The sequence below is a fragment of the Parasynechococcus sp. genome (assembly GCF_042954245.1).
Classification (GTDB): Bacteria; Cyanobacteriota; Cyanobacteriia; order PCC-6307; family Cyanobiaceae; genus Parasynechococcus.
Genome location: NZ_JBGKDP010000066.1, coordinates 1 through 24,407 on the forward strand (window position 1 = coordinate 1; position 24,407 = coordinate 24,407).

Annotated in this window: 28 protein-coding genes, 1 tRNA gene and 1 pseudogene; 12 read left to right on the top strand and 18 right to left on the bottom strand. The window is 61.7% G+C overall.

Annotated elements, in window-relative coordinates; genetic code table 11:
- Window positions 1-684: 4-hydroxythreonine-4-phosphate dehydrogenase PdxA (locus ACGVJ8_RS03205; RefSeq protein WP_392345454.1), on the bottom strand; the 684-nt coding region annotated here is incomplete at its 3' end.
- Between ACGVJ8_RS03205 and ACGVJ8_RS03210 the strand changes: the two genes are divergently transcribed.
- Window positions 665-874 carry a hypothetical protein gene (locus ACGVJ8_RS03210; protein ID WP_392345455.1) on the top strand — a complete coding sequence of 70 codons (210 nt, stop codon included), beginning with the start codon at window positions 665-667 and terminating at the stop codon, window positions 872-874. The genes ACGVJ8_RS03205 and ACGVJ8_RS03210 overlap by 20 nt on opposite strands.
- Here ACGVJ8_RS03210 and ACGVJ8_RS03215 read toward each other — a convergent pair.
- Window positions 828-1,772, bottom strand: a complete 945-nt coding sequence (locus ACGVJ8_RS03215; protein WP_392345478.1) for an SDR family NAD(P)-dependent oxidoreductase — start codon at window positions 1,770-1,772, stop codon at window positions 828-830. The two genes, ACGVJ8_RS03210 and ACGVJ8_RS03215, sit on opposite strands and share 47 nt — an antisense overlap.
- Window positions 1,773-1,960: 188 nt before the next feature.
- Window positions 1,961-2,356 carry an HNH endonuclease gene (locus ACGVJ8_RS03220; RefSeq protein WP_392345456.1) on the bottom strand — a complete coding sequence of 132 codons (396 nt, stop codon included), beginning with the start codon at window positions 2,354-2,356 and terminating at the stop codon, window positions 1,961-1,963.
- Window positions 2,357-2,572: 216 nt separating this feature from the next.
- Between ACGVJ8_RS03220 and ACGVJ8_RS03225 the strand changes: the two genes are divergently transcribed.
- On the top strand, window positions 2,573-4,123 hold the full coding sequence (locus tag ACGVJ8_RS03225; RefSeq protein ID WP_392345479.1) for an SNF2-related protein: 1,551 nt from the start codon (window positions 2,573-2,575) through the stop codon (window positions 4,121-4,123).
- Here ACGVJ8_RS03225 and ACGVJ8_RS03230 read toward each other — a convergent pair.
- From ACGVJ8_RS03230 to ACGVJ8_RS03240, 3 genes are read right to left on the bottom strand one after another with little or no spacing between them, the layout of a single operon-like run.
- On the bottom strand, window positions 4,078-4,416 hold the full coding sequence (locus tag ACGVJ8_RS03230; protein WP_392345457.1) for a hypothetical protein: 339 nt from the start codon (window positions 4,414-4,416) through the stop codon (window positions 4,078-4,080). The two genes, ACGVJ8_RS03225 and ACGVJ8_RS03230, sit on opposite strands and share 46 nt — an antisense overlap.
- 43 nt (window positions 4,417-4,459) lie before the next feature.
- The gene (locus ACGVJ8_RS03235; RefSeq protein WP_392345458.1) at window positions 4,460-4,870 is read right to left on the bottom strand and encodes a DUF6554 family protein; all 411 of its coding nucleotides are present in this window, start codon (window positions 4,868-4,870) and stop codon (window positions 4,460-4,462) included.
- A 32-nt stretch (window positions 4,871-4,902) separates the two neighbouring features.
- On the bottom strand, window positions 4,903-5,433 hold the full coding sequence (locus ACGVJ8_RS03240) for an AbrB family transcriptional regulator (protein ID WP_392345459.1): 531 nt from the start codon (window positions 5,431-5,433) through the stop codon (window positions 4,903-4,905).
- A gap of 65 nt (window positions 5,434-5,498) precedes the next feature.
- On the opposite strand from ACGVJ8_RS03240, the gene ACGVJ8_RS03245 reads away from it, so the two are divergent.
- Window positions 5,499-5,822, top strand: a complete 324-nt coding sequence (locus ACGVJ8_RS03245; RefSeq protein WP_392345460.1) for a chemotaxis protein — start codon at window positions 5,499-5,501, stop codon at window positions 5,820-5,822.
- A gap of 38 nt (window positions 5,823-5,860) precedes the next feature.
- On the top strand, window positions 5,861-6,079 hold the full coding sequence (locus ACGVJ8_RS03250) for a hypothetical protein (RefSeq protein WP_392345480.1): 219 nt from the start codon (window positions 5,861-5,863) through the stop codon (window positions 6,077-6,079).
- Between the two features lie 351 nt (window positions 6,080-6,430).
- Here ACGVJ8_RS03250 and ACGVJ8_RS03255 read toward each other — a convergent pair.
- Window positions 6,431-6,502: transfer RNA gene (locus tag ACGVJ8_RS03255), tRNA-Gly, on the bottom strand.
- Between the two features lie 32 nt (window positions 6,503-6,534).
- Window positions 6,535-7,683: a pyridoxal-phosphate-dependent aminotransferase family protein gene (locus tag ACGVJ8_RS03260; protein ID WP_392345461.1), complete on the bottom strand. Its 1,149-nt coding sequence runs from the start codon at window positions 7,681-7,683 to the stop codon at window positions 6,535-6,537.
- A gap of 38 nt (window positions 7,684-7,721) precedes the next feature.
- Here ACGVJ8_RS03260 and cbiD point away from each other — a divergent pair, with 38 nt between their 5' ends.
- Genes cbiD through mrdA form a run of 5 tightly spaced genes read left to right on the top strand, consistent with a single transcriptional unit; the run spans window position 7,722 to window position 13,287 of the window.
- On the top strand, window positions 7,722-8,828 hold the full coding sequence (gene cbiD, locus ACGVJ8_RS03265; protein WP_392345462.1) for a cobalt-precorrin-5B (C(1))-methyltransferase CbiD: 1,107 nt from the start codon (window positions 7,722-7,724) through the stop codon (window positions 8,826-8,828).
- Window positions 8,829-8,860: 32 nt separating this feature from the next.
- The gene (guaA, locus tag ACGVJ8_RS03270; RefSeq protein ID WP_392345463.1) at window positions 8,861-10,447 is read left to right on the top strand and encodes a glutamine-hydrolyzing GMP synthase; all 1,587 of its coding nucleotides are present in this window, start codon (window positions 8,861-8,863) and stop codon (window positions 10,445-10,447) included.
- 57 nt (window positions 10,448-10,504) lie between these two features.
- The gene (locus ACGVJ8_RS03275; protein ID WP_392345464.1) at window positions 10,505-11,104 is read left to right on the top strand and encodes a hypothetical protein; all 600 of its coding nucleotides are present in this window, start codon (window positions 10,505-10,507) and stop codon (window positions 11,102-11,104) included.
- A gap of 9 nt (window positions 11,105-11,113) precedes the next feature.
- Window positions 11,114-11,503, top strand: coding sequence for a hypothetical protein (locus tag ACGVJ8_RS03280; RefSeq protein WP_392345465.1), 390 nt, complete (start codon window positions 11,114-11,116; stop codon window positions 11,501-11,503).
- Window positions 11,500-13,287, top strand: a complete 1,788-nt coding sequence (gene mrdA, locus ACGVJ8_RS03285) for a penicillin-binding protein 2 (RefSeq protein ID WP_392345466.1) — start codon at window positions 11,500-11,502, stop codon at window positions 13,285-13,287. The genes ACGVJ8_RS03280 and mrdA overlap by 4 nt, the downstream gene beginning before the upstream one ends.
- Here the strand turns inward: mrdA and ACGVJ8_RS03290 are convergent.
- The 4 genes from ACGVJ8_RS03290 to ACGVJ8_RS03305 all read right to left on the bottom strand — a co-directional run bounded on the left by ACGVJ8_RS03290 (window position 13,284) and on the right by ACGVJ8_RS03305 (window position 16,787).
- A complete protein-coding gene (locus tag ACGVJ8_RS03290) occupies window positions 13,284-14,429 on the bottom strand; it encodes a glycosyltransferase family 4 protein (protein ID WP_392345467.1) in 1,146 nt (381 codons plus the stop codon). The genes mrdA and ACGVJ8_RS03290 overlap by 4 nt on opposite strands.
- 13 nt (window positions 14,430-14,442) lie before the next feature.
- A complete protein-coding gene (locus ACGVJ8_RS03295) occupies window positions 14,443-15,639 on the bottom strand; it encodes an NAD-dependent epimerase/dehydratase family protein (protein WP_392345468.1) in 1,197 nt (398 codons plus the stop codon).
- 74 nt (window positions 15,640-15,713) lie between these two features.
- Window positions 15,714-15,887 carry a photosystem II assembly protein Psb34 gene (gene psb34 / locus ACGVJ8_RS03300; RefSeq protein WP_392345469.1) on the bottom strand — a complete coding sequence of 58 codons (174 nt, stop codon included), beginning with the start codon at window positions 15,885-15,887 and terminating at the stop codon, window positions 15,714-15,716.
- An 81-nt stretch (window positions 15,888-15,968) separates the two neighbouring features.
- Window positions 15,969-16,787 carry a thiazole synthase gene (locus tag ACGVJ8_RS03305; RefSeq protein WP_392345470.1) on the bottom strand — a complete coding sequence of 273 codons (819 nt, stop codon included), beginning with the start codon at window positions 16,785-16,787 and terminating at the stop codon, window positions 15,969-15,971.
- A 51-nt stretch (window positions 16,788-16,838) separates the two neighbouring features.
- Here ACGVJ8_RS03305 and ACGVJ8_RS03310 point away from each other — a divergent pair, with 51 nt between their 5' ends.
- A complete protein-coding gene (locus ACGVJ8_RS03310; protein ID WP_392345471.1) occupies window positions 16,839-17,384 on the top strand; it encodes a hypothetical protein in 546 nt (181 codons plus the stop codon).
- 38 nt (window positions 17,385-17,422) lie between these two features.
- Here ACGVJ8_RS03310 and ACGVJ8_RS03315 read toward each other — a convergent pair whose 3' ends face one another.
- From ACGVJ8_RS03315 to rpmI, 3 genes are read right to left on the bottom strand one after another with little or no spacing between them, the layout of a single operon-like run.
- Window positions 17,423-17,941 (bottom strand): hypothetical protein, encoded by a 519-nt coding sequence (locus ACGVJ8_RS03315; protein ID WP_392345472.1) that lies wholly within the window; start codon window positions 17,939-17,941, stop codon window positions 17,423-17,425.
- Between the two features lie 11 nt (window positions 17,942-17,952).
- Entirely contained in the window at window positions 17,953-18,300 is a 348-nt protein-coding gene (gene rplT, locus ACGVJ8_RS03320) for a 50S ribosomal protein L20 (RefSeq protein WP_011363098.1), read from the bottom strand.
- A gap of 56 nt (window positions 18,301-18,356) precedes the next feature.
- Complete coding sequence (gene rpmI, locus ACGVJ8_RS03325; RefSeq protein WP_392345473.1) at window positions 18,357-18,554, bottom strand: 50S ribosomal protein L35; 198 nt, start codon at window positions 18,552-18,554, stop codon at window positions 18,357-18,359.
- A 57-nt stretch (window positions 18,555-18,611) separates the two neighbouring features.
- Here rpmI and ACGVJ8_RS03330 point away from each other — a divergent pair, with 57 nt between their 5' ends.
- Window positions 18,612-20,156 (top strand): SpoIID/LytB domain-containing protein, encoded by a 1,545-nt coding sequence (locus ACGVJ8_RS03330; RefSeq protein ID WP_392345474.1) that lies wholly within the window; start codon window positions 18,612-18,614, stop codon window positions 20,154-20,156.
- 24 nt (window positions 20,157-20,180) lie between these two features.
- Window positions 20,181-21,500 carry a glycosyltransferase gene (locus tag ACGVJ8_RS03335; protein WP_392345475.1) on the top strand — a complete coding sequence of 440 codons (1,320 nt, stop codon included), beginning with the start codon at window positions 20,181-20,183 and terminating at the stop codon, window positions 21,498-21,500.
- 56 nt (window positions 21,501-21,556) lie between these two features.
- On the opposite strand, the gene ACGVJ8_RS03340 is transcribed toward ACGVJ8_RS03335, so the two are convergent.
- From ACGVJ8_RS03340 to ACGVJ8_RS03350, 3 genes and pseudogenes are all read right to left on the bottom strand, one after another.
- Complete coding sequence (locus ACGVJ8_RS03340) at window positions 21,557-23,341, bottom strand: DNA polymerase III subunit gamma/tau (RefSeq protein WP_392345476.1); 1,785 nt, start codon at window positions 23,339-23,341, stop codon at window positions 21,557-21,559.
- 23 nt (window positions 23,342-23,364) lie between these two features.
- Window positions 23,365-24,003 carry a lecithin retinol acyltransferase family protein gene (locus tag ACGVJ8_RS03345; RefSeq protein WP_392345477.1) on the bottom strand — a complete coding sequence of 213 codons (639 nt, stop codon included), beginning with the start codon at window positions 24,001-24,003 and terminating at the stop codon, window positions 23,365-23,367.
- 4 nt (window positions 24,004-24,007) lie between these two features.
- A pseudogene (locus ACGVJ8_RS03350) lies at window positions 24,008-24,407 on the bottom strand (ATP-dependent Clp protease ATP-binding subunit ClpX); the annotation flags it as partial.

Sequence of the window (24,407 nt, forward strand, 5' to 3'; positions counted from 1 at the left end):
GTCGGCTTCTTCGTGGCCCAGCTGACCGGCTTCACCGGCATGGGGATTCAGACCGGCAACGCGCAGATGTGGTTTGGGCGTGAAGCGTCGACAGAACCCATCCAGCACGTTCAGTTTGTGGTGCACCAGGTCTGCAGTTAGTGCCTGAGGGATCTGGTTGAGGGGGATGTGGGTGGTGGCCAGCAAGGAGTTCAGGCGCCAACCGCTGGTTGGAGAGACGGCGGTGAACAGCATTGAGGAGCGCTGGCATCCAGCCAACTCCGCCAGCCGTTCGGTTTGCCCGGGATAGCGATGGCCGGCTGCATGCCAGAGGTGCTTGGCGATGGGAGCGGTGACCAAGGCTCGGGACCCCCGTGCCTGAAGCAGTTCAACGGCACGGGTGAGCCAGCGAAACCCAGCATCGGCTCCGCTGGTGGTGGGTTGTCCTGGCTGAACGATTTCCTGAAGCGGTTGGTCGTCGATCCTGAGTGCTGCGGGGTTGGCAAGGGGGAGGCTCGTTTGCTCCCGCAGTCGCACGTGGGTGCTGATCAGGCTGCGTCGGCAACCCACCAGCAGGGGTTGGAGCTCTGGGGGGAGCGTGGGTGAGGCAAGGGCTTTGAGCATCACTTCCATGCCGATGCCCGCGGGATCGCCGAGAGCGATCACCAGCTCATGCCTAGGGTTTGTGGAATCGTGGGAGCCCATCGCTGTGCTGCGTTTGCTGCTGCTGGGGTGTCTGTTGGTGGGTTTGGCCTCTGGCCTGAGCAATGGCTGGATCGAACTGCATCTCTCCCGTTTCTTTGAGGATGTTGGGCTTCCCCTGCCTGAGGAAGGCGAGGGTTTCGATTTCAACCGTTGGTTGAGCGAGGGGGAGAACGCAGGTCAGACGGATTGAGTTTGTCCTGGTTCAGGCAATCCTGCAGCCCGACGCGGTAGTTCGGATGCAGCAATCGGTAGCCGAGCTCATGGCAGAGCCTGTGATTACTGACGCGGCGGTTCTCGCTCCAGAACGACTGAGCCATCGGACTCATGCTCTCCACGATCTGGTCGAACGGCTCCAGCGGCGGAAGGGCACAATCCAACAGGGATACCGCATGCCGTATCAGTTCGGCTGTGGGAGCCGGGAGGTCATCCACCACATTCACGACGGCCGGGACCGCTGGAGCTCCCTGCTCAGCGTGATGCATGAGGTGCCAGCAGGCCCCTGCGATGTCTTCCACATGGATGCGGCAGAAGACCTGGCCGGGCTTGTCGATCAAGCGGGCACGCCCTTGCTGCAAGCCGTTGAGCACCGACCGGCCAGGGCCATAAATGCCCGGCAGACGTAGGATCTGGATCGGCAGCCCGCAGCGCAGCCAGGCTTTTTCGCAATCCAGGCGGCGGATGCTGCGGTCGAGCGCTGGCTCTGCGTCGTCCTGCTCCGACACCCAACCGCCCTGACGGTCGCCGTAAACCCCTGTGGTGGAGAGATAGCCCGTCCAGCGCAGCGGCAGGCTTCTGAGCGTTGGAAGCAGCTTCGACAACGCCGGATCGTTCCCCTCACGATCCGGTGGGATGGTGCACAGCAGATGGGTTACGCCTTCCAGGGAAGCCGGGTCGAGATGGTCCTGACCATTGCTGTCGAAGAGCAGATCAACCTCGGCGGCGTCGAGCGAGCGGCGTGTGCAAAGCACTGGCGTTCCCATGGCGCGGGCCAGGCTTGCCAGACAACGTCCGCTGTATCCACCGCCCAGCACCAGCAGCTTGGCGTCAGCTGCCAGAGGATGCGACCGCTTAACAAGATCAGCAAGCATCAGCATACCTGTACTAGGTCAAATGTACTGTTGTGACGTCTTCCTCTCTGCATCGCTCGCGCTCTGGGGCCATCCTGACGAGCGCTCTGCTCGCCAGTGAGCTGGCGCTGGCTCCGGAAGACCCTGGTGTTCAGGCCTCCATTTGCCAGCGGCATCATTCCTCTGAAGTTTGCCGGGTCTGGTGAGCCTTAGGCAGCTTGAGCGGCGATTGGGAAGTCGTCGGGCTCATTGATGGGGTGATCCGGTCGGGCCCACTGCAGCAGGCGGAGGGCGAGCCGTAGATCGCTATCCATCCAGGCCCGAATCGCCATGGCGCGGCGTGGGTCATAGAAGCGCTGTCGCCGGTACCAATCGAAAACATCGGCGTCAGATTTGCGACCATTGCAGGAGAGGCAAGCCGGAACGCAGTTTTCAGTAACATTTAACCCGCCTTTGGCTCGGGGGTGAATGTGATCAATAGATTCAGAAGGTTTGCCGCAATAAATGCAACTTTGCCCGGTAAAAGTGTGCAGTAACTGCCGCCATCTTCGGACGCGCAATTTGGGACAGAGTTCGTCGAGAAAAACCGCGTCCCTGCTATGCATCCGAATGCATCGGTTGGGGTAATTCTGCCTTGAATGAAAAGCCCGTCAATGTGTCGAACACTGCATTTTCGATAATTTTTCAGCCTGTGATGTGAATCTTAATTTCAATGCTTACATGCTGATCTGAGTTCACTAGAGTGATTGTTTGTGGGGTGGCTGTTGGTGCCGTCAAAACCCACATTGACCTGTTGCCTGGATCTCTCTCCAGCAGGACTGATCCGCGTGGTCAGCCCGTTTGATGCGGTGACCCAGTCCCAGTTGCGTCGGATCAAGCCCAGGGGACGTTGGATCGGCCCCGGCCATGGCTGGGATTTCCCCTTGGCCGCAGCCGATGCTCTTCAGCAGGCCCTGGGGAGCCGTTTTCCTGTCACCTCCGTATTGCAGGAGTGGCTCGACTGGTGCCAGCAGCCCTTGCCGCCGCTGCCACCGCACCGGACCCTTGTGGCTGCAGCGGATCTCGACGAAGCTCTGCAGGATGGCCGTCAGCCTCTGCGCCATCAACGCTCCGGGGTCCGTTGGCTCCTGGCCCGTCGTGGTGCCGTTCTGGCCGATGAGATGGGGCTGGGAAAGACCCTTACAGCTCTATTGGCGGCCCGTGCTCTGATGCGCTGCGCTGAGGTGCGGTTGCTTGTGGTGGCTCCCGTCGGTCTGCATCCCCACTGGCGCCGGGAATCAGAGGCCCTTGGGGTTGAGCTGGAGTTGGTGAGCTGGGCTCGCCTGCCCGAAACCCTGCCGCCAGCGGGAACGCTTCTGGTGGTGGATGAAGCGCATTACGCCCAGTCGCTTCAGGCGCAGCGCACGGCTTCTTTGCTTCGTCTGGCCCGTCATCCCCGCCTGCGGGCAATCTGGATGCTCACGGGAACTCCAATGAAGAACGGTCGCCCGTCCCAGCTGTATCCCCTACTTGCGGCCATGGACCATCCGATTGCGCGGGATCAACGCCAGTTCGAGGAGCTGTATTGCCAGGGGCATTGGCGCGAGGGTCGAACCGGCAAACGCTGGCAGGCTTCCGGAGCCAATCAGCTGGAGGAGCTGCGACGCTTGACTCGACCGTTGATCCTGCATCGCCGCAAGCAGCAGGTGGTGGATCTTCCTCCCAAGCAGCGACGTCTTCACCCAGTGGTGCTGTCGGAGGCTGAGCTCACAGGTTTCGACCATCGTGTTGAGCTGGTGCTGGATGACTACCGGCGTCGGGCGCGGCTCGGAGAGGTGCGACGGGATGCTGAGCACCTGGCTTTGCTCACCTCCATTCGCCAGATCGCTGCGGAATTCAAATTGCCGGTGGCCCAGCAGCTGGTGGAGTCACTGCGCCGGCAAGGCGAGGCTGTGGTGCTGTTCAGTGGCTTTGTGGCTCCATTGCAGCTGTTGCAGCAAACCCTCGGCGGCGAGTTGTTGACCGGTCGCCAGCGCCCTGCTGAACGCCAAGAGAGTGTGGATCGGTTTCAGCAGGGTCAGAACGATTGTCTGCTAGCCACCTTCGGCACCGGTGCCCTTGGCTTCACCCTGCACCGGGCCCGTCATGTGGTGTTGCTGGAACGCCCCTGGACGCCAGGCGACCTCGACCAAGCCGAAGACCGCTGTCATCGTCTGGGAATGGGGGATGGCCTGACCTGCCATTGGCTGCAGCTCGGCACAGCGGATCAGCTGGTGGATGGCTTGTTGGCGAGCAAGGCGGAACGGATCGAGGTGTTGCTGGGGCCCCGGCGCTTGTCGCTGCAACGTCAATCACTTCCCGCCATGGTGCGGGATTGTTTGCAGCTGCTCTGACGCACCTGGAGTTCGTGCGGCAGCATCGGGTCGACCGGCTGGCTCGACCGCTTCAACCGCGACAGTGCCAACGCGACGTCTTCGCAGGCTTTGGCTTGATTGCCAAGCAGAGTCAAGACAAGGGCGCGGTCCCGATGCAGATCGGCCTGATCCGGTGTCTGCTCGATGGCCTCATCACAGCGTTCAACCATCAGCTCAAGGTCATCCATACGGAAGTCGCCGAGGCAACTGGAGACGAGTGGCGTTGGTGTGTTGGCAGGCGCCGCGGGTTGCTTGCTTTGGCAGCCAGCCATCAACACGGAAGCCAGAAGCGTCAGCCTGAGAAGCCCTGAGGGGTCAGTAGCTGTAGCGCGTGGTGTCGTCGCTGCTCTCGATGGTGCTTTCGGTGATGGAGGAAGAGTTTGCAAGGGCGGCAGCGGTGGCTGGTTGGGTGTTTCCGCCGAACAGATCACCAAGGAACTGGCCACAGTCGGGAAAATTGTCGGGGTTCTGGACGACGGCTTCCGTAATCATCACCGAGGCATGCTCCGGGGATGTTTTGAACACGCCGCTGCGCTGCCGTTTGATCACGGCGTAGGCGGCTTTCCAGCTCACCTCGTGGTCGTTTCCGTTGGACCGCATGAAGCAATAGATATTGGCGCCCTTCTCCTCGGTGGCTTCGTTCGCTTGCAGGGGGGAGGTCACGCCGCTGAGCGCGCCGATCAGGGCCGCGGCGGAGAGAACCAGCGATGACCTGATGGGCCCCATGACGTCAGTTGCGGATGGTACCAAGGTATCGATCAGCTCCCGGCTGTCGAGGGGACGATCAATCGCACCACCAACGGCAGCACCAGCAGTACGGTGATCAGCCGCACGGCATGGAGGGCGGCCACCGCGGCACCGACGCCGAATTCGGCGCCGACAAGGCTCATGCCACTGATGCCACCCGGAGCAGCGCCAAGCAAGGCCACGATGGGATTAATGCCAAGCAGGCGGCTGGTCCACAGGCCGACAACCAGTCCTGTCAGCACCAGCGCCAGGGTGATCAGAACCGCTGGTTTCCAGAGGAGTTGCAGTTGTTCCAACGACGCTCGCGTGAGGCCGGTTCCGATCACGGTGCCGATGCCGATCTCAAGAACCGTGCGCGTTCCCGGTGGCCATGTGGCTGGTTCCAGCTGGCCGCTCATGCTGACGATGCCAGCACCCAGTAAGGCCCCCGCCAGAGGTGCAGCGGGAATGCCGCTGAACAGAGCCAGCAGGCCGATGGCGGTTCCTGCCAGCAGGTAGAGCGCCAGCGTTGCCAAGGAAGGCATCAGTCTCGATCGCGTCATGTCAGCTTGATCTTGAGACAGCGGCGCTCCTGTGTTGTCATCAGCGTAACCATCAGCTTTCGGTGATGACGTCCTCCGTGTCCTTTCGAATCACCCGCACTGCGGAAGATCTCGCGCAAACCATCACGGCTTTATCGCAGCGCTTGGTGAAACTGGAACAGCGTCAGGAAGCGTTTGAGCTCCAACTGCGCCAGCAGCAGAAGGATCTGAATGCTGTCCCTGACAAAGAGATCTACACGCTCGAGGGCGTTGAATCTCTGTTGCGGGAAACGCGGGAGCTGTTGGAGAGCACAGCTCCGCTGCCAGAAGCTGAAATGGCTGAAGAGTCCTCCCAGAACCATGCCTGGGGTCAGGAGGCCGAAACAGAAGCGAGCTGCGATGTCGCGTAGGGGTGGCGCGCAGTGCCAAAATAAAAAGAAAGGCAACTATGGCAATCACCATCCCTGCCTCCAATGCTTGTGCTTCTCGCACTTTGCATGGCATGACCATTTGGACCCGGTCAGGTTTCCTTGAAGGTGATCATCAGCTCGAAAAGCTGGAGTTCGCGCTCGCCCTCGCTGAAGCCAAAGGCGATCAGTGCCGTTGCTCGCAGTTGCGGGACAGGATTGCTGATCTGGGGGGCAACGCAGAGGAACCTGGTACCTGATCTGAATTCAAGCAATCGAGGTTGTTGTTCGGCAATCCCGCAGATCGCGTGTCGGATGGTTTAAATATTAATTAGAGCTACTATTTTGTTGATGAGAGAACTCGAACGTTGACCCTGACGCTTACGAAAACAAAACAATCTGAGACGGCTGCTCAACAACGTCAGGATCACGAATCAGCAGCGCAAGCTTTGTTTGCTAAGGCTCGCCACTGCGCAGAGGATGGCCGAATCAATGAGGCGGGCTCGTTGATCTTGCAGGCCCTTGGTCACGAACGCCGTGCTGTATTTGCTAGGCCTCAGGTTCTTCAGCTCATCAAGCCTCGTTCTTGATGAGCGTTTGAAATTTGTTCAAGCGGGTGACCGGACTCGAACCGGCGACATTCAGCTTGGGAAGCTGACATTCTACCACTGAATTACACCCGCAAAGTGGTGAGATCGCTTTTGCCATCTGTACTCTAGCCAAGAGCAGCGGAGGCTGCAGCGACCCCTGCTCCCATGCTGCCTTTGTGCAGGCCAAGGGACTGAAGGGCGGATTCAATCGCAGCGACGGCGGTCAGCACATCCCGGTCGCAGACATAGCCGAGATGGCCGATGCGGAACACCTGACCTTTCAGATGGTCTTGTCCGCCAGCCAGAAGAATGTCGAATTTCTCCTTCACGGCTTTGCGCAACTGTTCTGCATCGATGCCTTCGGGGGCCACCGCGGTGATGGCCGGGCTGCCGCAACTTTCGGCGGCAAACAGGGGTAAGCCCATCGCCTTCATGCCCGCCTGGGCGGCGGCGCGATGGCGGGCGTGGCGGGCAAAAATTGCCTCCAGGCCTTCCTTCTGCATCATCTCCAGAGCAGCCTCCAGGCCGAAGTAGAGGTTCACTGCCGGGGTGAAGGGGTTGCTGTCCTTCTCCGCTGTTTTTCGGTAAGGGCCCAGATCCAGATAGAACTTGGGCAGATCGGAGCGCTCGTAGGCCTCCCAGGCTCGTGCGCTCATGGCCACAAAACTCAGGCCCGGTGGAAGCATGTAGCCCTTCTGTGCGCCTGATGCCACCACATCCAGTCCCCACTCATCCATCGGGACGTTGGTGGCACCAAGGCTGGTGACGCAGTCCGCCAGGGTCAGCGCCGTGCCGTGGGCCTTCACGTGACGGGCAATGCTCTCCAAATCATTGATCACCCCTGTCGAGGTTTCCGAGTGGGTGAGGATCACGGCCTTGATCGCTTTAGCGCTGTCGGCTTCTAACGCCGAGCGGAAGGCCTCTGGATCGAGGGGTTGGCCCCACTCCACTTTGATCACCTCAACATCCAGTCCGTAGGCGCGGGCCACCTTGACCCAGCGTTCGCCGAACTTGCCGTTGTCACCGCAGAGCACCTTGTCGCCGCGGCTGAGGGTGTTGATGATTCCCGCTTCCATGGCAGCGGTTCCGCTGCCGGTGATCACCAGCACGTCGCTTGTCGTCTGGTGCAGCCACTTCAGCTGTTCGGTGGTGCGCCGCACGATGGCCTGGAATTCCCCGCTGCGGTGGCCAATGGGGTGACGACCCATGGCCTTCAACACCGTTTCCGGCACCGGGGTGGGGCCCGGAATCATCAGGGTGAGCTTGTCCTGCATGGCGCGGGGGATGCCAATCGACGACTCTAGAAAACAGCTTGTCCGGTTCCATCGCCCCCTCCAGCCCTGGATTGACCCTGCCGGTGTGGGTGGCGGCGGCGGCCAAGGCGGCCCTTCAGGTGTTGCTTGGTGAGCCGTTTGAGTCTGACCAGCAGTTGAGTCAGGGGTCGGATCAACCGTCTCTGCAGGTGCCTGTCTGCTCGGCGGCTTCTCTGGGGGAAGGAGAGGCCCTGGGCATCAGCCGTTGTGATCCAGGCCCTGGCCTTGATCTGACGCGGGATCTTGAGGTCTGGGTGCGGGTGGCCTGGATCGCCGCATCCCAGCCGGTGCTCGAGCTGCAGGCCGGAGAAGGGGTGGGCCGGTTTGGCTCTGAGGGAGATGTTTGCCTCTCCGGTTTTGCCCGTGAGCTGTTGGAGCGGAATCTTCTGCTCCTAGTGCCGCCCGGTCGGGGCTTGTTGGTCCAGCCGATTCTTCCGAGGGGCCGTGTCCTGGCCGAACGCACTAGCAATGCCGCCTTCGGCGTTGTCGATGGTCTTGCCTTGATCGGCACCCAGGCGGAGGTGCAGCGGAGCGCCGCACCGGATCAACTGCAGCAGGTGTTGGCAGATCTGAGGGCGCTCGCTGCGGATCCGGCATTTCAGGGACGCCTCGTTCTGGTGATCGGTGAGAACGGCTTGGATCTGGCCCGCCAGCAGGGTCTGGGGCTCGTGCTGAAGGTGGGGAACTGGGTGGGGCCGGTGCTGGTGGCCGCGGCGGAGGCCGGTGTTCGCGATCTGCTGCTGCTCGGCTACCACGGCAAATTGATCAAGCTGGCCGGAGGCATCTTTCACACCCATCACCACCTGGCCGATGGCCGTTTGGAGGTGCTGGTGGCACTGGGGCTGGATGCCGGTCTGCCGGTTGCCCAGTTGCTGCAACTGCGGGGTGCTGCATCCGTTGAGGAGGCCTTTCAGGCACTGGATGCCGATCAAGCCAGCGCCCTTGGGCAGCATCTGGCCGCGATCGTGGAGCGGCGCAGCCAGTCCTATGTGGATCGATATGGCACCTGGTCGATGCAGATTGGTGCTGTCCTGTTCGACCGAAGTCGCACCCTGCGCTGGTGGGGACCGGAGGGGGAGAAGCGCTTCTTTACATTGAGGGATTGATGCTCGTCAGCGAGCGATACCTCCCAGGATCGATGTCCCAGCCTTCGTCCGACGGTCAGCGTCAGCCGGCCATCGTTATCCTCGATTTCGGTTCCCAGTATTCGGAGCTGATTGCCCGGCGCGTGCGCGAGACCGAGGTGTTCTCGGTGGTGCTCGGTTACAGCACTTCGGTGGAAGAGCTACGACGCATGGCTCCGAAGGGAATCATCCTCAGCGGTGGCCCCAGTTCCGTGTATGCCGAGCATGCGCCGCTGTGCGGTCCCGGCATCTGGGATCTGGGCATTCCCGTGCTGGGGGTTTGTTATGGGATGCAGCTGATGGTGCAACAGCTCGGCGGCGTGGTGGAGGCCGCCACCGGCAAGGCTGAATACGGCAAGGCGCCCCTGGAAGTGGACGACCCCACAGATCTGCTCACCAATGTCGACAACGGTTCGACAATGTGGATGAGCCATGGCGACTCGGTGAAGGCTCTGCCCGAGGGGTTTGTGCGCTTGGCCCACACCGCTAACACGCCGGAGGCGGCGGTGGCGCACCTGCAGCGCAAGCTCTACGGGGTGCAATTCCACCCTGAGGTGGTGCATTCCACCTGCGGAATGGCCCTGATCCGCAATTTCGTCTATCACGTTTGCGGTTGTGATCCGGATTGGACCACCGCGGCGTTCATCGATGAGGCCGTTGGCCTGGTTCGGGAGCAGGTGGGCGACAAGCGCGTCCTGTTGGCTCTCTCCGGGGGGGTGGATTCATCAACCCTCGCCTTTCTGCTCAAGAAGGCGATCGGTGATCAGCTCACTTGCATGTTCATTGATCAGGGCTTCATGAGGAAGGGTGAGCCCGAATTCCTCATGGACTTCTTCGACCGGAAGTTCAACATCAATGTGGAGTACATCAATGCTCGCCAGCGCTTCATCGGCAAGCTGAAGGGCATCACCGATCCGGAGGAGAAGCGCAAGATCATCGGCACGGAGTTCATTCGTGTGTTCGAAGAGGAGAGCAAGCGGCTCGGACCCTTCGATTACCTGGCCCAGGGCACGCTTTATCCCGATGTGATCGAAAGCGCTGGCACCAACGTGGACCCCAAGACGGGCGAACGGGTTGCCGTGAAGATCAAGAGCCACCACAACGTGGGCGGTCTTCCCAAGGATCTTCAGTTCAAGCTGGTGGAGCCCCTGCGCAAACTCTTCAAGGATGAAGTGCGCAAGGTGGGCCAGAGCCTCGGCCTCCCCGAAGAGATCGTGCGCCGCCATCCTTTCCCGGGGCCTGGTCTGGCCATCCGCATCTTGGGTGAAGTTACCGACGAGAAGCTGGATTGCCTGCGTGATGCCGACTTGATTGTTCGCCAGGAAATCAAGGATGCTGGCGTGTATCACGACATCTGGCAGGCCTTTGCCGTGCTGCTGCCGGTGCGTTCCGTTGGGGTGATGGGTGACAAACGCACCTATGCCTGGCCGATCGTGCTGCGTTGTGTGTCCAGTGAGGACGGCATGACCGCTGATTGGTCCCGCCTTCCCTACGACCTGATGGAGACCATCTCCAATCGGATCGTGAATGAGGTGAAAGGCGTGAACCGGGTGGTACTCGACATCACCAGCAAGCCCCCCGGCACGATCGAGTGGGAGTGATTTGCGGCTGGCGACGGCCCTACATCACCGATACCTTGAGCCATCGGCCTTTGGGATATGACGGCGACACAACAGCAGGATGTTCAGCTGCAGCAGGACAGCCTTCAGCTGGGTGGCCGCACGATCTATTTGAACCCCTTCCTCTACTGGCGGCGGTTCGATAGCAACACCGATCGCTGGCTGCGGGAGCCCGGTCAGCTGACGGAGGATCAGATCACGGCCAATCGCAGCCGTTTTTACCCTGAACTTGACTGGGGCCAGCTGGATGATCACGCCACCGCAGTTCACGATGGCGCTGTGGAGATGTTCCTCAAGAGCTTGGAGCTGATCAGCACCTTTCATCCCGGGCTGGGCTCCGGGCAGATGCTCGAGGTGGAACGCAAGATGACGATCACCAAGAAACGGGCCTTCGAGCGTTGGGTGGACAAGGCGATCCGGCAGCGTCAGCGCGACGAAACGCGCGAACATCGCCGTTTTGAGCGCAGCCGTTTCTGGCGTGCCTGGCGCGAGTGGGTTCTGTTGGACACCACCCAGAAAGCCCTGGTACCTGTGCTGATGCTGATGGTGCTCAGTGGGGTGATGGGCTGGTCCCTGGCGGCGGACCGTTCCGCTTGTTCGACATTGGCGCTTCCTTCGGGACAGACTGGGGTTCGTTGATCTGGCCCCATGGCCGCCGATTCCAACTCCGACAATCCGCTCGACCAGTTGCGTTTGTCACTGATGCAGGATGTGCTCCCTGTGGGGCTGGCCGTGCTGGAGCGGGCCCGGCAGGGGGGTCCAGGCAAGGTGGTGGAGGCGTTCACGGCCGGGTCAGAGGACCCTATCGCTGATTTGCGTCAGGAGGGTGAGCCCGTGGCGCGCGACGTGCGAGAACAGCTGGATGCCGTGAGCCCCGGGCTGGGCAATCCGGTGATGCCGGTCTCGGTCTCTGTGGAAGAACCGACAACGGTTGAACAACGCCAGGAGGGCCCTGACGACTTGCTGCCCACCTTGCGGCGGATTGAAGAGCGCCTCGAGGAGTTGCGCCGCCGCTTGCCAGAGCAGCAGCAGGAATGACCCGTTCCACACAGCAGCGTCAGACCGGTCTACGTCAGCAACCCCTTGTGCTGTTGGTGGTGGTGTTGCTGTTTTGCAGTGCCATGGTCAGCCGCCTGGGTTGGATGCAGCTGCTGGAGGGATCACGCTTTCGTGAACTAGCGGACGAAAATCGCATCCGTCTTGTGCCCCGCTCGCCGATCCGCGGTCGGTTGCTCGATCGCAAAGGATGGGTGCTGGCCACCAGCAAACTCACTTACTCGCTTTATCTCGAGCCACGTCTCGTCAGCGATGACGACTGGCCTGATCTCCGTGATCGTTTGGCACGGCTGCTCAACTTGGAGCCTAATCTGCTTGATCAGCGCCGGCAGAAGGGCCTGGATCGGGATGGTTACCGCACCACGTTGGCCCTCGATCTCAAGCCGGAACAGGTGCTGCGCTTCCGGGAACAGGCCCTGGGGTTGCGGGGCGCCCAGGTGGATGTCGACATCCTGCGGTCCTATCCCAACGGAACCCTGGCGGCCCACGCTCTCGGTTACACCCAGCCGATCACGGAAAACGAATTTGAGTTCCTGGCGGAGAAGGGCTACAAGATCCGCGACCGGATTGGTCGCACGGGTGTGGAAGCTGCCTATGAGAGCCATTTGCGTGGCAAGTGGGGCGGCCAGATGCTCGAGGTGAATGCCATGGGCGAGGTGCAGCGCAACCTTGGTGATCGACCGTCCCAAGCAGGCAAGGATCTAGTGCTCACCCTCGACCTGGATCTGCAGCGGGTGGCGGAGCAGGCCTTGGCGGACAAGCCCGGTGGCGCTGTGGTGGCGTTGGAGGCGGCCACGGGTGCCGTGTTGGCCTTGGCCAGCCGTCCCAGCTTTGATCCGAACTTTTTCTCCAAGCTGATTACCACCCAGAAGGAGTACGACGCCCTTTTCTCCAATCCGAGGAAACCGTTGCTGTCCCGGGCCATGAATCCTTATGACCCCGGCAGCACCTGGAAGCTGGTGACGGCGATGGCCGGCATGGAGTCGGGCAAATTTCCCCCCGACACCAAGCTGCATACCAAGGCCTGCATCACCTACGGCGGCCACTGCTTCCCGGATCACAATGGGGCTGGCTTCGGCCACATCGGCTATGCCGATGCCCTGCGTTTTTCCAGCAACACTTTCTTCTATCAAGTGGGGGTTGGAGTTGGCTCCAAGGCTCTAAAACAGGCGGCTGATCAGCTGGGTTTTCAGCAGAAAACTGGCATTGAGATCGGCTGGGAAGAGAGCGTCGGGCTGGTAGGGGATGAAGACTGGGCTGCCCGTGGCCGCGGCTGGACCGATCCCGGCACCAGCCCCTGGATCCCTGAGGACATGGCCAGTGCTTCCATCGGCCAGTCTGTGGTTCAGATCACCCCCCTGCAGCTGGCCCGCGCTTATGCGGTGTTCGCCAATGGCGGTTGGTTGGTGACGCCGCATCTTGCGGCCGGTGACATCGACTGGCTGAGCCCCGAGCACCGTACCAAGGTGGCGATCCAGCCGTCCACGTTGCAGACGATCCGGGAGGGCTTGCGTAAAGTGGTGGAGGCCGGCACTGGTGCCGGCCTCAATGGTCCTGGCATTCCTCCGGCGGCTGGCAAAACCGGAACGGCTGAAGACAGCACGGGAGGGCCTGATCACGCCTGGTTCGGCTGTTATGCCCCCTATCCCGACGGCAAGATCGTGGTGGTGGCCTTTGCCCAGAACACCCCTGGAGGTGGATCGGTTCACGCTCTGCCGATGGCCAAGAAGGTACTGGCGGAGTGGGAGCGGACCCGGCAGCGTTAGGCGGCCGTGAGTTGAGGCGCTGACAGTACCGAGCGGTAGTAGGTCCGCAGCTGTTCGGTGGCGCCTGCCCAGCCCCAGCGCTCGGCTTCGGCACGGGCAGCACTGCGCAGAGCCTGTCGTTCCAGATCGTTCCCCAGCAGACGGCGGGTGGCCTCGATCAGGCTTGCAGCGCCGCCATCCGCGCCGTCGGGCTCATACAAGCAGCCGTTAACGCCGTCGGTGATGATGTCGGGAATGCCGCCGCGGTTGGTGCCGACCACGGGACAACCGGCTGCCATGGCTTCCAGGAGCACAAGACCCAGCGTTTCTGTGCTGGAAGGGAAGAGGAAGGCATCGCCGCTGGCGTAGGCCCCTGCCAGGTCTTCCCCGGCGAGGTAACCGACGAAGGTGGTGGCGGTTCCTTCGAAGTGCTTCTCCAGTTGCTGGCGGTGGGGACCATCCCCAACCAGGGCCAGCCGTGCATCGGGAAGGGCCTCGAGCACGGGGCGGATCCGTTCGATCTGCTTCTCCGCAGAGAGGCGGCCGACGTAGAGCAGTAGGGCACCCCGGTCGTCATGGCCTCCGAGAATCCTCTGGCGCAATTCCGTGCTGCGCAGCTCGGGACGGAACAACTCCGTGTCCACGCCCCGCTGCCACAGATCAGCGTGCTGAATGCCTTTGTCGCTGAGCTCCTTCACCATGGCAGTGGAGGTGCACAGATTCAGCAGGGCCTGGTTGTGGGCGGCCTTGAGCATTTCCCACAGGAGTGGCTCCAGCATTCCCAAGCCGTAGTGCTCGAGGTATTTGGGCAGGTGGGTGTGATAGCTGGCGACCAGGGGGATGCCCTTGTTCTTCGCGAGCCAGATGCCGCCAAGCCCCAGCACCGCTGGGTTCACCACATGGATCAGATCGGGTTGAAACGCATCGATCGCGTCTGATACCGCCGGTCGAGGCAAGGCCAGTTTGAGCTCGGGATAGAGCGGTAGCGGCATCGCTGGAACGCCGATCAGGCGAGCACCCATGTACTCATCCGGACAGCCTTCCGGACAGAAGACCACCACCTCATCGCCGGCGTCTACCAGATGCTTCACCGTCTTGGTCAGACGGGTGACGATGCCATCGACCTTCGGCAGGAAGGTTTCGGTGAAGAAGGCGACTTTCAAGGATGAAGCTCGTTCAGGACGCGGTGCCGATGGCCTGGGCTTGGGTTTTGGTCCAGGCGGAGGTGCAGAGGATGCGGTTGCGGTCGTAACGGTCGGCGTAGCGGGTGGCGATCTCCACCACTTCCTTCAGAAGGCCGTCATCAAGGGTGGTGGGGTTGAGGCCCAGCTCGATGAAGCAGCGGTTGTCCACGATCAGATCGTTCTCTACCGCCTCATTGCGGGGATTCGGCAGGTTGTTGACCTGAGCGCCCGTTAAAGCGGCCACCTTCTTGGCCAGTTCGCCCACTTGATGGCTTTCGGTCATCTGGTTGAAGATCTTCACCCGTTCCCCTTGCTCCGGAGGGTTCTCCAGCGCCAGCTGAACGCAGCGCACAGAATCACTGATGTGGATGAAGGCGCGGGTCTGGCCACCGGTGCCATGAACGGTGAGCGGGTAGCCGATGGCGGCCTGCATCAGGAAGCGGTTCAGCACCGTACCGTAATCGCCGTCGTAATCGAAACGATTGGTGAGCCGCGGGTCACGGTCGGTGGCATCGGTGTTGGTGCCCCAGACGATGCCCTGGTGCAGGTCGGTGATGCGGACCTTGTCGTTCTTGTTGTAGTAGAGGAAGAGCAGCTGATCGAGCGTCTTCGTCATGTGATAGACGCTGCCGGGGCTTGCCGGGTGGAGGATTTCCTCCTCGAAGCGGCTGCCGTCGGGCTGGGGCACTTCCACCTTGAGGTAGCCCTCGGGGATCGTGGCGCCGCGGTGGGAGCCATAGCCGTAGACGCCCATGGTGCCTAGGTGCACCACATGGATGTCCTGACCGCTTTCAACCATGGCGGCCAGCAGGTTGTGGGTGCCGTTGACGTTGTTATCGACGGTGTAGCGCTTGGTGGCGCTGCTCTTCATCGAATAGGGGGCTGCCCGCTGTTCCGCGAAGTGGACCACGGAATCCGGACGCTCCTTCTGCAGCAGATCCAGCAACCGCTGGTACTCATTGGCGATATCCATGTGGACAAACCGCATGGGTTTGCCGCCGGTCTCCTCCCAGGCTTTGAGGCGCTCGCCGATGCTCACGATCGGCGTCAGCGACTCAACTTCAAGGTCGATGTCGATCTTGCGACGGCTGAGGTTGTCCACGATCAGCACGTCGTGGCCCTGATCCGCCAGGTTCACCGCACAGGGCCAGCCGCAGAAGCCGTCACCGCCGAGAACGAGAACTTTCATCCCAAACTCCTGCTGGAACGAGCGTGATGCTCAGTCTTGGCAAGTTACTACAGGGATTTTCAGTGTGAACTGTCTCAGCTGATGGCGACGGTTACCGCCACCATTGCGGTCACGATCAATCCACCGCTGAGCAGCATCATCATTGAGCTGCGGTTGCGGCTCTGACTGGTGGCGACGTCCATCACCTCCATGCGTGGCTCCTTGGCGAAGGCGTTGAGACGACCGCCGTCTTCCGTGGTGACCGACATGGGTCCAATGCGACTGGTCGGACCTTATGAGTCCAAATGCTCATTGCCTGCCTTTATGAAGCAGGCTTCACGTCTCTTCACCTATGTAGGCGAATGCACCATGCCCGTGGTCGGTGAGCTGGCAGAGGCCTGATCCCTCCGCGGCAAGCGCCCGGAGAGGTGGGCGGTCCGCCCGGCCATCACTGCCTGGCCCATGGCCGAGGCCATGGCGGCGGGGTCGCCCGCCAGGGCGATGGCGCTGTTGACCAGGACGGCATCGGCGCCCATTTCGAGGGCCTGTGCGGCCTCGCTGGGAACACCAATGCCGGCATCCACCACCACCGGCACCCCGGCGTTTTCGATGATCAAACCGATATTGGCGGCATTGTTGAGCCCCTGGCCCGAGCCGATCGGAGAGCCCAGAGGCATCACCGTGGCGCATCCGACGTCTTCCAGCCGTTTGGCCAGAAGGGGATCTGCATTGATGTAGGGCAGCACCGTGAACCCTTCCCTCACCAGTTGTTCTGCAGCGTTCAAAGTGCCGATCGGATCGGGTAGAAGATGCCGGGAGTCAGGAATCACCTCCAGCTTCACGAAGGTGTTGTCCTCCTGCCCCGCCAGCTTGGCGAGCTCCCGTCCAAGCCTTGCGACGCGCACCGCCTCTTCGGCATCGGTGCAGCCCGCCGTGTTGGGCAGCATCCAGATCCGCTGCCAATTAATGGCCTCCATTAGGCCCTCATGTCCTGCCGCCACGGTCTGCACCCGGCGCACAGCCACCGTGACCATGTCGCAGCCGGATCGCTCGATGCTCTGCTGCATCGATGCCATTGATGGATATTTGCCGGTGCCCGTGAGCAGGCGGCTGTTGAACTGACGCCCGCCAATGGTCAGGGGGTCGGAGGTGAGGGAGGGCGAATCCATGACGCGTGTGAGCAAAAGGGCCTACCTTTCCTTCATCATCCATCGTCTTCCATGCCGTTCCTGCTTGCCATGGATCTCCCGGCTGGCAGCCAGGTGCCGTTTGAGACCAATCCTCAGCTGCCTCTGGATCCGATTCAGCTGGCAGTTCCTCTGGAGCTCGATGCAATCGAAGTCGAGAGCTTCGACCCTGTCGCACGCGCTGCTGAGCTGGCGGCATCGCTGCCCCGCCAATGGTGCGGCACGTTTGAACCCTTTGATGGCAATCCCACCGTTGATGTCACGTTGGACATCAACCAGATGACGGCGATGGGCCAGATGGTGGATCTCCGGGGAACGATGACCCTTGGCTCTGTCACCACACCGGTTCAAGGCAATCTCCATGCCAAGTCGGCTCAGCTTGATCTCATCCCCTTGGCGGATCCTCTGATTGCTGGTCTTGAGCCTGGCGGCGTCTTCCTCGGCCTCCAAGGTTTCAGTCCCACCAGCTGGCAGGCACCTCGCCTGATCAATGTGGCCAACCCCAGCACTGGAGTGGGTGGACGCCTCGCGATGACCCCCGGCTGCCAAGAGGAACCTCCGGTTCAGCCGCTCTGGTGAACCCAGCTTTGTGAGAGACCAAGCAGATCTGAAAGCCCTCAGCTGTTCCGACGCTTGAGTTTCTTCAGCCCTTTCTTCGCGGTGGCGTTGTCTGGTTCCAGTTGAAGCGTCTTCTCATAGAGGGAGATCGCTTCAGCGTCCTTCAGCAGTTTTTCCTGGGCAAACGCCAGGTTGTTGAGGGCGACGGGGTAGTCCGCTTTTGCCTTCAGAGCAAGCTTGTAGTGCTTGGCGGCACCGGAATAATCCTTTTGTGCGGCCAAAGTAAAGCCGAGCGCATTTTCGATCAGCGCACGGGCTTCATCCGGCTCACCACTTAGGCGTTTCAGTGCCTGCTTCAAGGTGGCCGCCGCTTGCGGATACAGCCGCTTGCGCAATTGAACGCATCCGAGCTCGTAGAGGTCAGATGCCTGTCGTGACGAGACCGTGTCTGATTTCTCGAGTTCAATCAGCCGTGCTTCATCGCGACGCACACGGAAAAATTGTCGGCCCACGACCACCGCAACGATGGTAAGCAGGCCGACCAGGCCCAGCAGGTAGGTCTGGGGCAGCAGGTTCACGGTTGGGAAATTCAGCTCTTAGCTGCAGCCACAACGTTGGTGAAGCTGCCGGGGTCAACGACCGCCAGCTGAGCCAGCATCTTGCGGTTCAGGCGCACATCTGCCTTCTTGAGACCGCCCATCAAACGGCTGTAGCTCACACCATTCAGGCGTGCAGCGGCGTTGATGCGGGCAATCCAGAGGCGACGGAAATCGCGCTTGCGACGACGACGATCGCGGTAAGCATTGCAGAGGGCTTTCATCACCCGCTGGTTTGCTGTACGGAACAAGGTTCCGTTGCCACCACGGAAGCCACGGGCCAGCCGCAGGATCTTGTTGCGGCGTTTACGGGCGACGTTGCCTCTCTTAACGCGGGCCATGAGGTTGGGAGGGTTGGATCAGGTCTTGTTGAACGGTCTCGTCCGAGCAGCTGTGCTCAGGCGTAGGGCATCATCAGGGCCACACGCTCTTCATCGGTGCGGTCCACCACGACCTTGGTAGCCAGATGACGCTTCTGCTTGGGAGTTTTGTGGTCCAGCAAGTGGTTCCGGAAAGCGCGACGACGCAGAAATTTGCCAGTGCCGGTTGCTTTGAACCGCTTCGCGGCAGCTTTGCGGGTCTTCAGCTTGGGCATTGATCTGCTCGTTCGGACAGAAACGACAACAATACGTCCCGACGTGCTCCCTGCTGAATGATTCGGCTGCTGACGCTCACATTGTTGCTTTGCATGGGTCTGGGCTGCCGCGCCCGTCAGCAGGGTGATGGCCTGCAACCCGCTGTGGTGGAACCGGTTCAACGGGTGACTCATCCTTCTGTGGCAGATCTACCGCCGGTTCAGGGCCTAGAGCCTGTGCTCTGGGTGGCTTTGGAGGATCACCTTGGTGCCACGGCAACCGCCGCTCCTTTGAATCTGCGTGCCTTTGCCGGATCGCTCAGCCTTCGCGACGCCACCGGGGATCAAGGCAGTGGTTCAGGTTTCGTGATCACCTGGCGAAGCGTTGCCTTGGCCCGTTCGCTTAAGTTGGCTCGCCGGATTGCAGGTCCCTACGCCAGCTTTGAGTCCGCGGATCGTGTCGCCTCCAGTTGGCGTGCTCTTGGGGTTGCGGCCGAGGTGGCCCATCCCAAGGAGTGGGAGGTGTGGGCGCCGGAAGGCTCGACTGTGCCCGAGGGTCTGGCCGTGCGTGATTGGCAGAGCACCGTCACCAGTACAGTCGAACCGGTGTTGCAGACGCCGGAGGGGGGACGCCCCCTGCAAGGCCCTGTCTTGATTGAAGCTTCGGATGGGTTGCTCTGGGCGGGTGGACGTTTTGAGGGGCCCTTCCGCTTGCAACGGGATGCCTACGGCAGCTGGACGCTGGTGGAGCAGGTGCCGGTGGAGCGCTACCTCGAAGGGGTGGTGCCCCATGAGATCGGTGCCGGTTCACCGATGGCGGCGTTGCAGGCTCAGACCGTTCTGGCGCGCACCTGGGCTCTGGCCAACAGCCATCGCTTCAGCATTGATGGCTATCACCTCTGCAGCGACATCCAGTGTCAGGTCTACAGCGATCCCCGCCATGCGGGAGCTGCTGTGCGCGAGGCGATTGCAGCCACGCAGGGCAAGTTGCTCAGCCTGAACAACCAGCCCATCAGCGCGGTGTATCACGCTACCAATGGCGGGATGATGGCTGCCGGGCCGGAAGCCTGGGCCATGCAGCCCACCATTTATTTGCGTGCGAAGCCGGATGGGGATGAGGACTGGAGCAACCGTCATCCCTTGCCCCTGCAGCAGCCCAAGGCGGTGCAGGCGTTGCTGGCGGATCGCAACGGGGCCTATGGCCAGCGTCACCCTCGCTTCCGCTGGACCCGAACCCTTTCTGGTCCGACCTTGCGTCAGGCCCTCGGAGCAGCCGCAGACCCGCTGGTTTCGCCTTTGCAATTGAAGGTGCTGGAGCGGGGCGCCAGCGGCCGGGTGCTGGCCCTGCAGATCTCCGGCAGCAACGCCGCTGATCCAGTGATCCTCAAGTTGGATGCCATCCGTCGCACCCTTCGCACACTGCCCAGCACCTTGTTCGTGTTGGAGCCTCAGGGGGTTGAAAGCTGGCTGGTGCGGGGTGGTGGCTTCGGCCATGGGGCCGGTTTGTCTCAGGCTGGAGCGATCGACCTGGCCTCGCGTGGCTGGCCTGTGGAGCGCATCCTGAGTCATTACTACCCAGGGACTGTCTACGGCCCCCTCTCCACACCAGCGCAGTCCCCTTAAAGTCCTCTCCACCTGGGCAACTGGATGAGCTCGAACGCCACATCGGGTGATCACCGTCGGGTGAAATCGGCAGCGTTCCTGTTCGCCTGTGGATGTGCTGGTGCAGCTCCCCATTGGCTGGACCCCGCCCGTTCGCTCTGGCCCGCCATCAGCCTTGCCTTGATGCTCGGGGGCTATGGGCTTCGTTCCGTCATGCGCGGGCAGCTGATGCGTGGGTCATCGGAGTCCGTGCCGGCGATTGATCCGGCGAAGCTTCCCAGCCTTGATGTGGTGGTAGCTGCCCGCGATGAAGAGGCGGTGGTGCCGCGTTTGGTGGAACGGCTCACTTCTCTGCGTTATCCGTCCGGACAGCTCACCACTTGGGTGATCGACGACGGCAGTCTTGATCGCACCTCTGAGTTGCTGGACGATCTGGCCACGCAGCACCCTGAACTGAATGTCATCCATCGCCAGCGCAATGCCGGTGGGGGTAAGTCGGGTGCGCTCAACACCGCTTTGGACCGCCTCAACGGTGAGTGGCTGCTGGTGCTTGATGCGGATGCCCAGTTGCAGGACGACTTGCTCGAGCGCCTTGTTCCCTACGCCCTGGAGGGTGGCTGGTCGGCGGTGCAGCTACGCAAGGCCGTGATTGATGCAGATCGCAATTGGTTGACCCGATCCCAGGCGATGGAGATGGCTTTGGATGCGGTCATCCAGTCGGGTCGACTGGCCAATGGAGGGGTGGCTGAGCTGCGGGGTAACGGACAGCTAATCAAGCGCTTCGTGCTCGAGTCTAGCGGCGGCTTCAATGAAGACACCGTCACCGATGACCTTGATCTCAGCTTCCGGCTGCTGACCCATGGGGCCTTGGTAGGATTGCTATGGGATCCTCCGGTTCAAGAAGAGGCGGTTTCTGGTCTCCAGGCCTTCTGGAAACAACGGCAGCGCTGGGCGGAAGGCGGATTGCAGCGCTTCTTCGATTACTGGCCGGTGCTCACCTCAGCGCAGCTCAGTCTTCGCCAGCGCTGGGATCTGACGGCCTTTTTTCTGCTCCAATACGCCCTGCCGGTGGTGTCCTTCGCTGATCTGAGCATGGCTCTGGTCACCCGAAGCGTGCCGGTTTACTGGCCTTTGTCTGTGGTGGCCTTCAGCGTTTCTGGTTTGGCCTATTGGCGCGGGTGTCGGGGTGGCAGCGAGGGGCCGGCGATTCCCACCGCGAGCCTGGCCAATCTCCTGGTGGCGATTGCCTATCTGGGCCACTGGTTTGTTGTGATTCCTTGGGTGACGTTGCGGATGTCACTTCTCCCCAAACGCTTGGTCTGGGCCAAAACCAGTCATGGTCAAGACCATCCGGTTCAAGCCTGAGGCTATTTCCTGTTTGATGACATCACCAGGTGGAGGTTCGACGTCTCATAGTCCACTCACTTGATGTCGTCAACGTCGAGCACCTGACCGTTGAAGAAGTCCGCCAGATTACGGGCCTGACGATCCAGGCCTGAGGGGTGTGGACTGGGTTGAGTGCTGGATTCCGCCGGTGCAGGTGCCGGGTTGGTGGCTATCGGTTTGGCTTGGGTGGGCGGTAGTTCTGGGGTTGGCACCGGAGCTGGCGCCGGAATAGATGCGGGGGGCTTGATCGCTGGCGGGGCTGTTGTGATCGGGGGTGGCATGGTGCTGTTGCTGGCTTCCAGCACCAGCTGCCTTGAGCCGCCGAGAGCTTTGGCCACTGCCTGTTCCAGCAGTGATGCCCGGCTCTGCACCATCCCCATCCAGTTGCCTGCCACCTGCACAACGGCTCGGTTGGCATCTAGGTGCACCAGTTGGGCCTGTTGCGAGAGCAGCATCCGGGTGGAAGGCAGTTCGAGACTGCCCAGGATCTGTTGCCACAGCTCGGGCAGGTTGGTGCTGGCCGCCGGTGCAGGGGTGGAGACCATTGGCAGTTCCGGTGACAGCGCAGGGGTAGGTTTTGGGCTGGGGGTGATCGCCTCGGTTGCTGGGGCTGCGGCGGCAGGAGCTGGAGTGGCGACTGGCGTTGTCGTTGGGATTGCTGCTGCCGGTTGCGTTGATTCTGGTTGTCTTGGGGCTGGAGCTGCGGCTGCGCTCTGAGTCGCCACCGGTTCCGCCAGCAAGCCCAAAAGCAGCACTTCCAGCCACAGGCGCGGCTGCACGCTTTGGCGCAGTTGTTGCTCGGTGCCGCGCAGTTGCGCCTGCCATTGCAGCAAGCGGGCCCTGCCGATGGCCTTGGCGAGGGCGGGCAGCTGCTCGCGGAACTGGGGTGAAACGCTGGTGAGTTCCAGCCGATCTGGAGCAGCCGCCATTAGCACCAGATCCCGCAGCATCCCGGCCAGGCCCTGCAGCACGGCCCCGGGATCCCGGCCTCGGTCCAGCAGGTTGCGGGTGGCTTCCAGCAGCTGCACAGGTTCGGCGCTGCTCATGGCCCCCACCAGCTCCAACAGCTCCTGTTCGGGCACTGCTCCCAGCAGATCCCACACTGCAGCGGCTTCGATTGGTGGCGGCAGCAGGCTCAGCTGATCCAGCAGGCTTTCCGCGTCCCGCAGGCCTCCCTGCGACCGCTGGGCCACCACATGAATGGCTTCAGGCTTGATGTTGACCGCTTCCTGTTCAGCGATCCAGCTCAGATGCTTGTTGAGGGCATCGAGCGGAATGCGCCGGAAATCAAAGCGTTGACAACGGCTGAGAATCGTCGGCAGCACTCGTTGCGGGTCGGTGGTGGCCAGCACGAACACCACCTGCGGCGGCGGTTCTTCGAGGGTTTTCAGCAGGGCGTTGAACGCTGCGGTGGAGAGCATGTGGCACTCATCCACCACGTATACCTTCCAGCGGGCCTGCACCGGTGCGAAGCGAGATCGTTCGATCAGTTCGCGGATGTTGTCGACGCCGGTGTTGGAGGCGGCATCAATCTCGATCACATCCAGGGCGGTGCCGGCGGCGATCGTGGTGCAGAGCTCGCAGGTGCCGCAGGGCTCTGGCGTCGGCCCCTCGCTGTTCAAGCAATTGAGCGAGCGGGCCAGGATGCGGGCGCTGGACGTTTTGCCGGTACCTCGGGGGCCACTGAACAGATAGGCCGGGGCAATCCGATTGCTGGTGAGGGCATGGCCCAGGGTGGCGGCGATCGCCTCCTGCCCCACCAGCTGATCGAAGCGCTGGGGCCTGTATTTGTGATGCAGCGGCTGGTAGGCCGAACTCATGCGCCGCGAGCGTTGAGAGGAGATTACTCAGAGGATTCTGAGCCTGGAAGGGCGGGGTGCTGCTGGAGCAGGGCATCAATCCGTTGTTTGAGGTCTTCCACGGCGGCCAGCTCATCGGCCAGGCGCTGGCCCGTGAGCAACAGCCGGCGATCCGTCCCGTCTCCTGCCCGTTCCAGCAGATTTTCCAACTTGCTCAGCAGCGAGATGCACAGGCATTCCAGCTTCTCCACACCCCGCTTGGCCATCGTGCGGGCGTCGTCATCGAGCAAGCCCCGTTGCACTAGGAGTTCCAGCCCCCTCATCAGCGCCGATGGCATCAGCCCGCTCCAGTCGCGGGCCCGTTCCAGAACCGAGTCCACCTGGCTGCTGCGATGGTGTCCGGTTTTGCACCAGGTGGCGAAGTGTTCGCAATTGTTGAACAGCAGGTTGTAATTCTGTTCCCCCAGGCGCCCTATGGCCCGGCGCAGGGTCACACCCAGCGGAGACGCCTCGGCGTAGTTGATCACCTGTAGCGGTTGCCCCTGGCTGAACTCTTCCAACGGGCTGCGCAGGATTTCACGGCCTTCTAGATAGTGGGCGACGGAACCGTCGCCGAGGTCAATGCCGTGGTGGTTGAACAGGCCATGCTGTCGCGGCACCTCCAGGTGGTCAGCGGCAGCCAAGAACTCAGGCGGTCTTCTGTTGGTCCGTGCTAGGCAGCGGCAGCACCTTGCCGCCCGTGTGTTCTTCCACCATCGCTCGGGTGATGGTGAACTCCTTCACCGATGTCTGCGAGGGGAGGTAATACATCAGATCCAGCATCAGTTCCTCAACGATGCCACGCAGGGCGCGGGCCCCGGTCTTGCGCCGGTGTGCCTCCTGAGCGATCGCTTCGATGGCGTCATCGGCGAACTGCAGTTGCACGTTGTCCATGCTCAGCAGGGTGCGGAATTGCTTCACCAGGGCATCACGGGGTTCGGTGAGGATCGACTGCAATGCACTTTCGTCCAGGGGCTCCAGCACAGCACTCACCGGCATCCGGCCGATGAATTCCGGGATTAGGCCGTAGCGCACCAGATCATCCGGT

Excerpts from the sequence above, each read along its gene's own strand:
- ACGVJ8_RS03215 (WP_392345478.1), bottom strand. The coding sequence starts at position 1,772 with ATGCTTGCTGATCTTGTTAAGCGGTCGCATCCTCTGGCAGCTGACGCC.
- ACGVJ8_RS03220 (WP_392345456.1), bottom strand. The coding sequence starts at position 2,356 with ATGCATAGCAGGGACGCGGTTTTTCTCGACGAACTCTGTCCCAAATTG.
- ACGVJ8_RS03230 (WP_392345457.1), bottom strand. The coding sequence starts at position 4,416 with ATGGCTGGCTGCCAAAGCAAGCAACCCGCGGCGCCTGCCAACACACCA.
- ACGVJ8_RS03235 (WP_392345458.1), bottom strand. The coding sequence starts at position 4,870 with ATGGGGCCCATCAGGTCATCGCTGGTTCTCTCCGCCGCGGCCCTGATC.
- ACGVJ8_RS03240 (WP_392345459.1), bottom strand. The coding sequence starts at position 5,433 with ATGACGCGATCGAGACTGATGCCTTCCTTGGCAACGCTGGCGCTCTAC.
- ACGVJ8_RS03245 (WP_392345460.1), top strand. The coding sequence starts at position 5,499 with ATGACGTCCTCCGTGTCCTTTCGAATCACCCGCACTGCGGAAGATCTC.
- ACGVJ8_RS03250 (WP_392345480.1), top strand. The coding sequence starts at position 5,861 with ATGGCAATCACCATCCCTGCCTCCAATGCTTGTGCTTCTCGCACTTTG.
- ACGVJ8_RS03260 (WP_392345461.1), bottom strand. The coding sequence starts at position 7,683 with ATGCAGGACAAGCTCACCCTGATGATTCCGGGCCCCACCCCGGTGCCG.
- guaA (WP_392345463.1), top strand. The coding sequence starts at position 8,861 with ATGTCCCAGCCTTCGTCCGACGGTCAGCGTCAGCCGGCCATCGTTATC.
- ACGVJ8_RS03275 (WP_392345464.1), top strand. The coding sequence starts at position 10,505 with ATGACGGCGACACAACAGCAGGATGTTCAGCTGCAGCAGGACAGCCTT.
- ACGVJ8_RS03280 (WP_392345465.1), top strand. The coding sequence starts at position 11,114 with ATGGCCGCCGATTCCAACTCCGACAATCCGCTCGACCAGTTGCGTTTG.
- mrdA (WP_392345466.1), top strand. The coding sequence starts at position 11,500 with ATGACCCGTTCCACACAGCAGCGTCAGACCGGTCTACGTCAGCAACCC.
- ACGVJ8_RS03295 (WP_392345468.1), bottom strand. The coding sequence starts at position 15,639 with ATGAAAGTTCTCGTTCTCGGCGGTGACGGCTTCTGCGGCTGGCCCTGT.
- psb34 (WP_392345469.1), bottom strand. The coding sequence starts at position 15,887 with ATGTCGGTCACCACGGAAGACGGCGGTCGTCTCAACGCCTTCGCCAAG.
- ACGVJ8_RS03305 (WP_392345470.1), bottom strand. The coding sequence starts at position 16,787 with ATGGATTCGCCCTCCCTCACCTCCGACCCCCTGACCATTGGCGGGCGT.
- ACGVJ8_RS03310 (WP_392345471.1), top strand. The coding sequence starts at position 16,839 with ATGCCGTTCCTGCTTGCCATGGATCTCCCGGCTGGCAGCCAGGTGCCG.
- rplT (WP_011363098.1), bottom strand. The coding sequence starts at position 18,300 with ATGGCCCGCGTTAAGAGAGGCAACGTCGCCCGTAAACGCCGCAACAAG.
- rpmI (WP_392345473.1), bottom strand. The coding sequence starts at position 18,554 with ATGCCCAAGCTGAAGACCCGCAAAGCTGCCGCGAAGCGGTTCAAAGCA.
- ACGVJ8_RS03330 (WP_392345474.1), top strand. The coding sequence starts at position 18,612 with ATGATTCGGCTGCTGACGCTCACATTGTTGCTTTGCATGGGTCTGGGC.
- ACGVJ8_RS03335 (WP_392345475.1), top strand. The coding sequence starts at position 20,181 with ATGAGCTCGAACGCCACATCGGGTGATCACCGTCGGGTGAAATCGGCA.
- ACGVJ8_RS03340 (WP_392345476.1), bottom strand. The coding sequence starts at position 23,341 with ATGAGTTCGGCCTACCAGCCGCTGCATCACAAATACAGGCCCCAGCGC.